This window comes from Hyunsoonleella sp. 2307UL5-6 (assembly GCF_047345485.1).
Classification (GTDB): domain Bacteria; phylum Bacteroidota; class Bacteroidia; order Flavobacteriales; family Flavobacteriaceae; genus Jejuia.
In genome coordinates this window covers 1-8,580 of record NZ_JBLFEN010000013.1, presented here as the reverse complement: position 1 = coordinate 8,580, position 8,580 = coordinate 1, and the positions used below count along the sequence as shown (strand labels likewise).

The window sequence follows — 8,580 nt, the reverse complement described above, 5'->3', positions numbered from 1 at the left end:
TTGGAAAAGAGACCAACCCGAGTTATTTCATAGTAAAAGGGGAGCGGTTATTCCGCCATAAATCTACCTTTACAAAATTCCGCTATGTTGGCTGATATAAAAAACGCACTATTGACACCAACGGTATTGTGTATGAAACGTAGCTTGTAAATAAAAACTGATTTTTCGGATTTAGTACGAGCCGAATTTTTAATTTTTATATTTAATTTTACTTTTTTAAATATATAAAATTAAAAATTTGGCGTACTCTGCAAATATACAAAAACCTCACGGAAATCCTATATTAGCTATGTTTTATACACGTTGTTGTGCATAGTGTTTTCACGTTCAGCTTGGTTTTCCGATGTTTGTTATTTAGTTCAATTGTCAGCGTTGGCAAGACATATTCTTTTACAGTTTTGGTGAAGCTTGGATGATGCGACTGTAAATGTGTATGGCTTAAGCGTCGGCTTTTTGATTTCTAATGTTCATCATTACCAAATGGTTTAATAATAATTCCAACGCTAAAAATAAAACCATCAGTTGGCGCATAGATTTCGGGAAATTCTGGATTTTCATGTGGTGGCAAAACTAAAGGCGAAAACCTACTTTGTCTTCTATCTGTGAAATTTTCAAAGTTCACAAATGCACTACCAAATTTAAAATTACGCATTAATAGTAAACCCATAGTTACAAAATCTGTAGTTTCTGTTCCGTTTGATAAAAATTGTTTTCCTGTGTAATAAGTTTCATAACCTATACGCCATTTTTCAGATTCGTACATCAAAACACTTCCTGCATTATGTTTTGCAGTTAATGGTTTTTGTGGATTTCCTGCTAAATAGTTCAATTTAGTGTCTATAAGTGCATAATTTAAAAACCATCTAAAATCTTTATAAGTAAACTTTATATTTGTTTCTGCTCCTTTGCTTAGAATTTCATCAGTTGCATTTTCAAATGCAAACATTCCGCTGTCTGTACTATTTAACAGCAAACCGTTATTAATAGCAGTAACGTAAAAAAGTTGATTAATAGAAAAACCTATGGTTTCAAATAAACGTGTTTGATAATTGAAATCTAAATTTACACCATAAGAACTCTCTGCCTTTAGTGAAGATTTGTTAATACCAAGTACATTTTCAAAATTTATAAATTCAGCCTCTTCTGTAAAAATATCTGGAATTTTGTAACCTAAACCACCACCAATTCTACTTGAAAATCCATTATCATTTTTATAAAGCACAGAAATTCTTGGAAGCGGAAAAAAGCCAAAATCAGTATTGTAATCTGCTCGCAACCCAGTTTCTAAAATACAATTTTCGGAAAGGTCATAAATATTGTTAGCAAACATTCCGTAAGTGATGTCTTTTTGGTCACGTTGCAAAGTTGCATTATCATTTTCGTCAAAGTTTGAAGTATATAAATTTGCTCCAAAAATCCAATCTGCTTTTGAAGTCTCTTTTTGATAAGATATTTCCGTAAATGTGTTGGTTTGTTTACCATCAAAATTGAAATCGGGAATCGTTAAATTTCTATCGAAAAAAGATACACTATTTTTAATGTTCAAAGAACTAATAGAATCTATTTGCGTTTTGTAAACTGCTTGACTACTCAATCTTTTTGAAATGTTTTCCTCTGTATATTGATGAATTCCATTTTCGCCACTTTCTATTTTAGTAATGTCTCCACCAATTCTATCGTCATAAGTTCCGTTTAGACCTAACCAAAATGTAGTTTTGTCAGATGGATAATAAAAGAATTTTGGATTAAATGAAATAGATTTAGTCTTTGGTAAATTACTAAAACCATCATCTTCTGGGTCGTAAGCTTTTTGATAATGACCTGAACCGTAAAGCGAAATACCAAACTTTTCATTTCGTTTGCTGTAAAATACATTTGCAGTACTTCCCAATGCTTGTGTTTGTGTAAGCATAATGTCTAAAGCAGGTTCTTCGTCAGGTGTTTTTGACACCATATTTACCAATCCAGCGATTGCACCACCACCATAAAGTGTTGAAGAACTTCCTTTAATAATTTCAAATTGTTGTAAGTCTAAAGGTGGAATTTGCAAAATACTCAAACCACTTGAAAAGCCCCCATAAAGTGGAAATCCATCTCTTAAAAGTTGTGTGTAACGGCCATCAAGACCTTGAATTCTAATGTTTGTACTTCCACTACTTAAAGATGTTTGTTGCATTTGTATTCCTGTACTTTCACGAAGCACCATCGAAATATTTGTTGGATTCATAATTGCTTTTTCTCCCAATTCCTCAACTCCAATAAATTCAATTCTTGTTGGAATTTTTTTTACGGTTCTTGTACTTCTTGAAGATTGTAATACAATTTCATCCAATTGGTTTTCACCGCTTTTTAATTTGAAAATTAAATCTGAATTAGTTGGAATTTGTATTATAGTTTTTAAGGTTTCAAAACCTAAAAAGGAAATTATTGCGATATGTTCTCCATTCGGAATTTCGTTAAAAGTTGCAATACCGTCAAAATCGGTTACTGCTCCTTTTTCGAATTCTTGAAAATAGACTGTTGCACCTAATAATGGCTCGTTTTCGGTTTCTGAAACTACTTTTATTTGTATATCAGATGTTTGTGCTTTGACAAAAAAGCACATTATGATTGTGAGCATTGCGCTCAATATGTATTTATTCATTGAAAATGTAAATATTAATTAACTTTAAAATTTTGACTTTTAGTCGATATTTTTAGCTAATTAATTGTGGCGGTTGCCAGATATTGGAATGAAAGTTAAATCTGTATATTGATTGATACACAGATAATATTTCGGTAGAGATTTGATTATTAAAACCTAATTCAAAAGTTTGAATTGGCTCATATGTAATTGCGATTCCGCAACAATTACAAATACAAGTTATTGGACAAGTATCATCACTATCATTTTGATGATTGTGTTCAGCAGATATTTCTTCTTGATGTTGGTCTTCGGCATTATTTCCGTCAGAACAAGGTTTAATTGACAAACCAAGAATTAATAATGATAGTATGATAGTTATAAATTTCATTGGCACAAAGATAAATAAATTTCAATGCAATGGTGTTGCAAAGTTTTTTATTCCGATTTTCAAGAATGAATTTAGCGTTGGCATAGAAACAGCTCTTTTGTTTTTTTAAGCATTGGCTTTTCGCGTTGGCAAAAAAATAAATGTGCTGTTTGCGCGTTGGCTTTTTTAGTTCAAATGTTTATGTTTAGGGCTATTTTCTGCATTATGCACAACGGTTTATGTATGAAATGTGCGACTTAGCGCGTATGATTTTCCGCTAGGAAAATCAGCAGTAGCTAAGGAAGCACAGATCATTGATTAAGCACTAAAGTAAGCATTTTTTATACATATTGTTATAAACGGTAGCGACAGTTTTGAGTAATCCCATTTCGCCGCAATTTTAACCCAACACCGTTTCGATAAACAACCAACCACAATATTTAGATTTCGTACGGTAATAAACTGCACAATTTTGGCAAGTTTCGCTTATCAAAATCCACCGTCCGAGTTAAGATCCGCTTTTTAATCCGCAGTCCGTTTATCGTTCGAGTACAGAAATCCGCTTACCAATCTAGCTAAAAGTCGGCGTAATGATTGGTTTTTTTAAGTCCGTTTTGAAATCCGCTTGCGAATAGTGGTAAAAGTCAGCGTAAAGATTGGTTTTTGAATCCGATTTAAAGTCAGAATATTTTTTTTATAATATTTGGGAGCTATTGTTTATAACGTTGTTGTATAAGATTAGTTGCGTGATTTAAGCACTAAAGTTAGCAAATTAATCACAGATAGAAAGTCCGCGAGGACTTTCGTAAACTGGCTAAAACCAGCAATTAATTTTATACGGTGTTACCAAACGGTTTTTTACATTCCTACGTAATCAGATTCCTTAATTTCTAAATTTCCAATTCTCTTATCTTTAATTTTAATCGAATACCAAACTCTCCATTGATTGTCAGTATCAGGAACAGCCAAATCAGAAGTCAAGTAAACTATGTTTCCTGATATGCTATCAATTTCGGTTGAGAAGAGATTGCATTCTGCGTAAAATTCAGGAATCAGTATTTTCTCAAAGTCAGTTCGGTCGATTTGCTTTTTGTCAACAATTGAGTCAGTCAAAAGTTTAAAATCTGTTACCATTTTATGAGAATGGTCTAAATACGCTTGTTTTCCGTCTTGAGCTAAATTCCTAACAATTGAACTATCGTTTAAGCTATAAGTTTTTAATTCAAGAGTATGCTTAAAGTCAGAAATTTTAAATTCTTTTTTACTGGAAATGGTATCAAGAATTAAAGCCCAGTAATTATTAATTGTATCCTTTTTCTTTTTTGATTGGATAGTTTCCAATTCTTTTTTTGGTTCAGATTTCGTTTCTGCTTTTAATTCCGTTTTTGGGTTAAATTCAGATTGGGTTTTGTCCCGTTTTTTTCGGTCGCAACTTGATAGAATCGAAAATATTAATATTAGAGACAGAAGTTGTTTCATTGTTCGGTTTTCAACTGTTTGGTAACGTTTTAGGCTATGATTTCGTTGCGTGGTTTGAAACTTAAAAATTTAGGTCAACGAATAACATAATTTAGGTAAATAATTTTTCCAAGTACGCTAGTAATAGCAATGAATTATAGCCTTTGTTGTGTTTAGTTTTTTTTAATGTCAGATTCCGTTTCTCAAAGTCAGTCCAACGTTACATCTTTAAATGATTATTTTAATAAAGAAAATATCATCTTTATGGAAGATAATGATATTGTTTGTATAAAATCTACAAAAGGAACTATACAAACAACCTTTTGGCATATCTTTAATTTAGTCATTAATGACATAGAGCATAATTCTAAATCTAATCTTCTTACAAAAGAAGAGAATTGAATAATACCAAAACCTCTTTTTCTATAGCATCGTTAAGCTTATTATATTTTCTAAATTCTAATCTAGGTTTATTTGCAACATTGTCTATTGTAAAATAATTTTCAATGTTTTTAGAGCCAATATCCTTGTTTTTAAAAAAGTCAGCATATTTTTCTTCAATGCTTTTAAGTCCGTTTATAAACTTTTTACTATTATCAACAGAGCCGTAAAGACTTATTGCTTTTTTCTCGGATAGCATTTTAAAGCCTTCTTCCATTTTTTTACTGTCAAAAATCATATCTTTTATTTTTTTAATTTACTCTTTCCCAAATTTCGTCACGTCTATCTTCTGAGGGTATATTTATTATTCCGCCACCATTGTCAAGTCCTTCGTCCACGTAATAAGCTTCAAGTACTAATTTAGTTTGGGTTAATTCTTTAACATTAAATTTCTCTATGTAATCATTTTCAGGGTTAAATCCACCGTTTGGCTCAATTTTAGTCATTACACTACCTTCTACGTTGTATTCATAATTATTAGTTCCTGTTTGGTTGCAACTACTTCCTGTAACATATTTGTAAATCAAATCTCCATTGTCCATAAATTCATAAGTATTATTGTTTACGGCACATTCAGGATAACTGTAATTGTCCTCAAAGTCAAGTTGAGTAATTACCCATTTACCTAGAATATCAGAATTGTTTTCTGTGTTGGAATTGTCATCACTACTACTGCAACCAAGACTTATGATTGCTAAAAAAAATAAAAATGTTTTCTTCATGTTCTTAGTTGGTCAAAATGTTATTTTGTTCTCTATCTTTCATCTAGTGTTCTTGTTTTTATTAAACACAACGTTTTAGGCTATGATTTCGTTGCGTGGTTTGAAACTTAAAAATTTAGGTCAACGAATAACATAATTTAGGTAAATAATTTTTCCAAGTACGCTAGTAATAGCAATGAATTATAGCCTTTGTTGTGTTTAGTTTTTTATTTATGTCAGACACAGTTTCTGAAAATCAGTCCAACGTTACATCTTTAGATGATTCTTTTAAAAAAGAAAATATCATTTTTACGGATGATTATGGTTGGGTTCATGTGAAAACTCCAAAGGGAACTAGAGCAATATCTATCTATAACGCAATTAAATTTATAGAAGAAGGCATTGAACGAGAATTTGAAGGCGTTCATCATGTTATTGGTAAACAGAGTTAAATAATTCTAAAACATCATTTTTAATGTTATCGTCAAGATTTTTGTATTCTTTGAATTCTAATTTTGGTTTATTAGTATAGTTGTCAAATACAAAATAATTATCAATTTCATTAAATCCATACTCTTTGTCTTTAAAAAATTCAGCGTGTTTGTCTTTGATAGCTTTAAGACCTTTTGTTAGTTTTTCTTGTTGTTCTATTGTGCCAAAAAGACTATCGGTTTTATTTTCCGAAAGTTCATTAAGGCTAGTTTTAAATTTTTTGCCGTTAAACATATTTTTTGAATTTTATTAATTTTAAATAAGGAGAGGGGTTTGTATATATTTCAATCTAGTCAATGTTTAAAGAGTTGGTGAGTTTATCCGTTCAACTCGAACAGTTTTCGCATCCCTTTTAGGGAATCCTGAGCATAACACTAAATAGAAATCTTTACATACGTTGCATCCTCTCCATTTTTTTAATTTATTATTTCGTCCCTCTCTATCTTTCATCTAGTGTTCTTGTTTTTAAATTAAACACAACGGTTACGTATATGAAATGTTGCGTGTTTGTGTGCGAGGATTTTCCGAAGGAAAATCAGAAGCTAGCAAACAAAGCAACTTCCATTGGTTAAGCACAAAATAGCAATTTTTTATATACAATGTTACCACACGTTTTTATTTCTCGTTAGAATTTTCAATTCAGTGGATTCCATTTATTAGGTAAATATTTATTAATTCCATTATCATAAGCATTCCAATATAAAAGGTCATTTCCATACCAAAACACATCAATATTTTGTCCAATGTCAAACGATTTGTTCCAACTGTTAGCATATTTCAGTCTTCTAATTATATATTCATCGTTTTCTAAATCAATTTTCACATATGGGTAATCCAATTCAGTATAATCATTACGCATTGGTCCTTTTTCTTTTCTATATTCCACAACTTCTGCCGATATTTTTTTGCATCCATTTCTTAATTTTAAGAATTCAATTTTAGTATAAGTCAGATATACATAAACTCCAATAATTATTAATAATACAGTCCAAATTGTCATTTAGTTCGGTTTTCTCAAATGTGTGGTAACGTTTTAGTGTAAACAAAGTACGGGTTTGTGAGCAGCGATTTTCCGAAGGAAAATCGTAAGCAAGCAAACGAGTACTTTATCAATGTAAGTCACAAAAATAGTATTTTTTTTACACATTGTTGGTTTTAAGTAGTGCGCCAGTATTAAGTGCAATTACGGAATAGCGCAAAACAACCGCAAACCCCAAGGGCATAATGAGCAAAAAACACTGTTTTTAGTGCTAACCAGAGACTTGGCAAACTTTCCACCGACAATTGCTTGGAAAAGAGACCAACCCGAGTTATTTCATAGTAAAAGGGGAGCGGTTATTCCGCCATAAATCTACCTTTATAAAATTCCGCTATGTTGGCTGATATAAAAAACGCACTATTGACACCAACGGTCTTGTGTATGGTTAGTTGCGTGTTTAAGCAACTAATTTAGTAAACAAAAACGAACGCGAGAAAATTCCGAAGGAATTTTCCAAGTAAACAACGACCAAAGCAATTAATTATACACGTTGTTGTGGTTAGTACTTATTTTATTTACTTAATTTCAATATTCTAAATGCACCTTGAATTACCAAAATAAAAACAATTGTTCCGATAATCAAATCAGGTTTACTCGAACTCAACCAATTTACCAAAAGTCCAGCGATTATAACACCTAAATTAATAATCACATCATTTGAAGTAAAAATCATACTTGCTTTCATATGTGCTTCTTCCTTACTTTTCGACTTTTGCAAAATATAAAGACAAATACCGTTTGCGATAAGTGCAAAAATCGAAACGACAATCATTGTTGAAAAATTGGGAAGTTTTTCGTCTCCGAAAAATCTCCTTAAAACTTCTACAAATCCGATAACCGCAAGTGTAATTTGAAAATATCCAGCAAGTTTGGCAATCCGCTTTTTCTTAATTACAGTTCCGCCAACCGCAAACAAACTAATTCCGTAAACAAAACTGTCGGCAAGCATATCCAAACTATCGGCAACAAGTCCCATTGATTTTGAGATAATTCCTGTCGTCATTTCAATAATGAAAAAGGCAAAATTGATTGCAAGTACAGACCAAAGTAGCTTTTTTTGGATTGTATTTTCTTTAAATTCCGTTTGGTCGGTTTGTTCAGTCGAGATTTTTTTTCCGCCTAAATTCAGTTCGGTAACTGACTTTTCGATTTGGTCAATTTCTCCGCTGTGAAAAACTGTCAATTTTCGATTCGGAATGTCAAAGTCCAAATTCGCAATACTTGAAATTCCGTCCAATTTCATTCGGATTAGATTTTCCTCTGAAGGACAATCCATTTTTGTAATTTCAAATATGGTTTTTTTCACTCGGTTTTTTGGTTTTCGGTATTAACCACAACGGTCTCGTATAACCGTCAGTTACGGGTTAATTAGCGATTATTTTCGGTTACGCACTGACATTAGCAATTCCGAGTGGATTCGGACGTAGTCGAATCCGCCGTAATTGCGGTTATACAT

General features: G+C 31.7%; 10 protein-coding genes. 2 read left to right on the top strand and 8 right to left on the bottom strand.

Going from position 1 to position 8,580, the window contains the following annotated elements; translation table 11 throughout:
- Window positions 1–460: 460 nt before the first annotated feature.
- From ACKGJY_RS15240 to ACKGJY_RS15230, 3 genes are all read right to left on the bottom strand, one after another.
- Window positions 461–2,620 (bottom strand): TonB-dependent receptor, encoded by a 2,160-nt coding sequence (locus ACKGJY_RS15240; RefSeq protein WP_413974763.1) that lies wholly within the window; start codon window positions 2,618–2,620, stop codon window positions 461–463.
- 76 nt (window positions 2,621–2,696) lie between these two features.
- A complete protein-coding gene (locus ACKGJY_RS15235) occupies window positions 2,697–3,014 on the bottom strand; it encodes a DUF6660 family protein (RefSeq protein ID WP_413974762.1) in 318 nt (105 codons plus the stop codon).
- Window positions 3,015–3,851: 837 nt separating this feature from the next.
- A complete protein-coding gene (locus ACKGJY_RS15230; RefSeq protein WP_413974761.1) occupies window positions 3,852–4,472 on the bottom strand; it encodes a hypothetical protein in 621 nt (206 codons plus the stop codon).
- Window positions 4,473–4,637: 165 nt separating this feature from the next.
- On the opposite strand from ACKGJY_RS15230, the gene ACKGJY_RS15225 reads away from it, so the two are divergent.
- Window positions 4,638–4,853, top strand: a complete 216-nt coding sequence (locus tag ACKGJY_RS15225; RefSeq protein ID WP_413974760.1) for a hypothetical protein — start codon at window positions 4,638–4,640, stop codon at window positions 4,851–4,853.
- Here the strand turns inward: ACKGJY_RS15225 and ACKGJY_RS15220 are convergent.
- Window positions 4,834–5,130, bottom strand: coding sequence for a hypothetical protein (locus ACKGJY_RS15220; protein WP_413974759.1), 297 nt, complete (start codon window positions 5,128–5,130; stop codon window positions 4,834–4,836). The genes ACKGJY_RS15225 and ACKGJY_RS15220 overlap by 20 nt on opposite strands.
- A 13-nt stretch (window positions 5,131–5,143) precedes the next feature.
- On the bottom strand, window positions 5,144–5,614 hold the full coding sequence (locus tag ACKGJY_RS15215) for a lipocalin family protein (RefSeq protein WP_413974758.1): 471 nt from the start codon (window positions 5,612–5,614) through the stop codon (window positions 5,144–5,146).
- Between the two features lie 212 nt (window positions 5,615–5,826).
- On the opposite strand from ACKGJY_RS15215, the gene ACKGJY_RS15210 reads away from it, so the two are divergent.
- Window positions 5,827–6,045, top strand: a complete 219-nt coding sequence (locus ACKGJY_RS15210; protein WP_413974757.1) for a hypothetical protein — start codon at window positions 5,827–5,829, stop codon at window positions 6,043–6,045.
- Here the strand turns inward: ACKGJY_RS15210 and ACKGJY_RS15205 are convergent.
- The 3 genes from ACKGJY_RS15205 to ACKGJY_RS15195 all read right to left on the bottom strand — a co-directional run bounded on the left by ACKGJY_RS15205 (window position 6,026) and on the right by ACKGJY_RS15195 (window position 8,430).
- A complete protein-coding gene (locus ACKGJY_RS15205; protein WP_413974756.1) occupies window positions 6,026–6,319 on the bottom strand; it encodes a hypothetical protein in 294 nt (97 codons plus the stop codon). The two genes, ACKGJY_RS15210 and ACKGJY_RS15205, sit on opposite strands and share 20 nt — an antisense overlap.
- 400 nt (window positions 6,320–6,719) lie before the next feature.
- Window positions 6,720–7,085 (bottom strand): hypothetical protein, encoded by a 366-nt coding sequence (locus ACKGJY_RS15200; RefSeq protein WP_413974755.1) that lies wholly within the window; start codon window positions 7,083–7,085, stop codon window positions 6,720–6,722.
- 550 nt (window positions 7,086–7,635) lie between these two features.
- The gene (locus tag ACKGJY_RS15195; RefSeq protein WP_413974754.1) at window positions 7,636–8,430 is read right to left on the bottom strand and encodes a cation transporter; all 795 of its coding nucleotides are present in this window, start codon (window positions 8,428–8,430) and stop codon (window positions 7,636–7,638) included.
- Window positions 8,431–8,580 lie beyond the last annotated feature (150 nt).

What these genes read in the sequence shown, in the direction of transcription:
- ACKGJY_RS15225 (WP_413974760.1), top strand. Translation starts at nt 4,638, where the DNA reads ATGTCAGATTCCGTTTCTCAAAGTCAGTCCAACGTTACATCTTTAAAT.
- ACKGJY_RS15215 (WP_413974758.1), bottom strand. Translation starts at nt 5,614, where the DNA reads ATGAAGAAAACATTTTTATTTTTTTTAGCAATCATAAGTCTTGGTTGC.
- ACKGJY_RS15220 (WP_413974759.1), bottom strand. Translation starts at nt 5,130, where the DNA reads ATGATTTTTGACAGTAAAAAAATGGAAGAAGGCTTTAAAATGCTATCC.
- ACKGJY_RS15235 (WP_413974762.1), bottom strand. Translation starts at nt 3,014, where the DNA reads ATGAAATTTATAACTATCATACTATCATTATTAATTCTTGGTTTGTCA.
- ACKGJY_RS15205 (WP_413974756.1), bottom strand. Translation starts at nt 6,319, where the DNA reads ATGTTTAACGGCAAAAAATTTAAAACTAGCCTTAATGAACTTTCGGAA.
- ACKGJY_RS15200 (WP_413974755.1), bottom strand. Translation starts at nt 7,085, where the DNA reads ATGACAATTTGGACTGTATTATTAATAATTATTGGAGTTTATGTATAT.
- ACKGJY_RS15210 (WP_413974757.1), top strand. Translation starts at nt 5,827, where the DNA reads ATGTCAGACACAGTTTCTGAAAATCAGTCCAACGTTACATCTTTAGAT.
- ACKGJY_RS15230 (WP_413974761.1), bottom strand. Translation starts at nt 4,472, where the DNA reads ATGAAACAACTTCTGTCTCTAATATTAATATTTTCGATTCTATCAAGT.
- ACKGJY_RS15240 (WP_413974763.1), bottom strand. Translation starts at nt 2,620, where the DNA reads ATGCTCACAATCATAATGTGCTTTTTTGTCAAAGCACAAACATCTGAT.